At 61.9% G+C, this 1,989-nt stretch carries 1 pseudogene; it reads right to left on the minus strand.

Annotation, left to right across the window (positions count from 1 at the left end):
• Nucleotides 1-67: 67 nt before the first annotated feature.
• Nucleotides 68-1,989, minus strand: a pseudogene (locus RHBS_RS27265) (MMPL family transporter); the annotation flags it as partial.

Consider the following 1,989-nt stretch of genomic DNA (forward strand, 5'->3'; position numbering starts at 1 on the left):
GCGTCAATGGACCACTGCATACGTCTCGGCGGTGCAATGGTTCATTCACGCGTTTCGGGGCGGTGCGTCAGGAGCCCTCGGGAGCCGTTTCGCCGAGTCCGAGTTTGCGCTGCATTCGTTTCATTCCGGCCGGTGCCCACCAGCTGGCGTCGCCGAGCAGTTTCATCGTTGCCGGCACCAGGAACATGCGGATGAGGGTGGCGTCGATGATGAGGGCCGCGATCATGCCGTAGGCGATGTACTTCATCATCACCAGGTCGGAGAACGCGAATGCCCCGGTGACGACGATCAGGATCAGGCTGCGGCGGTGATGATGCGTCCGGTGTGGGATGTGCCGATGTGAATGGCTTCGCTTGTACTGGAACCATTTTCGCGCGCCTCGACCATGCGTGAGAGGAGGAATACCTCGTAGTCGGTGGAGAGGCCGAACACGATCGCGGCGATCAGCAGCAGAATCATCGCCATGATCGGCCCGGGGGTGAAGTTCATCCACGCCGCTCCATGGCCGTCGATGAAGATCCACGTGAGAATTCCCATCGTGGCTCCGAGTCCGAGCGTGGTCATCAGTACCGCCTTGATCGGCAGCACGAGCGATCCGAACGTCAGGAACATCAGTACGGTCACGATCAGGACGACCAGAACCGCCATCAGCGGCAGGCGGTCCACCAGGGCGTCGATCGAATCCCGTTCGATGGCAGGTGTTCCGGTCACTTCCATCGATGTTCCGTCGGGCGTGTCGATGCTCCGCAGAAATTCGATGGTGGGTGCGCTGTCGTTTCGGTCGATCAACCCGGCCTTGAACACGATGATGCCTTCCTTGCTGGCACCGACCGGGGTGAACTGCTCGATCAGGCCGGGAGCATTGTTCGCCTGGTTCGTGATGGCGGCGAGATTCTGACCCTGCGCATTCTCGATGACCAACTTGATGGGCTCGGTGCGCTGACCGGGGAACAGCTCGTCGAACTGTTCCTGCGCCACCCGCGTCGGATTGTCCGGCGGCAGATACGTTTCGTTGATTCCGCCGAACGAGAGGTTGCCGATAGGCAACGTCAGAATCAGCAGCCCGAGCACGATGGACACGACCACCTTGACGGGATTGCGCATCACCCAATGAGTGAGCTTGCCCCACATGCCGTTCTCGATCTCCTCCGAGGACTTCGTCTTGCGCATGAACGCAAGACCGAGGGCATCGACGCGAGGGCCCAGAATCGACAGAATGGCAGGTAGGACGGTGATTGCGGTCAGCGCCGCGAGGGCAACCGTCGCAATCGAACCGAGGGCAACCGATCGTAGGAACCCGTGCGGAAACAGCAACAGGCCACCGAGGCACGCCACGATCATCGTCGCCGAGAACGCCACCGTCCGACCGGCCGTCATGACCGATCGACGGACCGCATCGGGCGTCGATCGGCCGTCGCCCAGTTCCTCTCGGAAACGCGAGACGATGAACAGGCCGTAGTCGATCGCCAAGCCCAGGCCTACCAACGACACCACCGGTGCGACGAAGGTGTTCACCTCGGTGAAGTGGGTGAACACCTTCACGATGCCGTTGGCTCCGACGACCGTCAGAGCACCGACGATGAGAGGTAGTGCGGCGGCAACGATTCCGCCGAAGACGAAGAACAGCAGCACCGCGACGGCCGGAATCGCCAGGATCTCCATACGATGGATGTCGTCGGTCATCGTCGACGCGAGGGCGCCGGCCACCGGCTGTTGGCCGGCGACCTGTACATCGACACCGTCGATATAGAAGGCATTTTCGACGGCTTGAAAGTTGTCGGTCAGTTCGGTGTCGTTGGTGCCGACGATTGCGATGCTCGCGATGGCGTGCTGTTTGTCGGCGGTGCCGAGGGCCGCAAGCACGGGGGCTTGGGCTGTCGGGAAGTAGCTACCGTTGATCTTCGCGATGCGGTCCGGGTGGTCGGCCGCCAACGAATCGAGGTTCTGGGTGATCGCGGCGTCGAACGCCGGATCGTCGATGGTCGAGCC

Origin of the sequence: Rhodococcus sp. BS-15, from assembly GCF_000813105.1 — a bacterium.
Classification (GTDB): domain Bacteria; phylum Actinomycetota; class Actinomycetes; order Mycobacteriales; family Mycobacteriaceae; genus Rhodococcoides.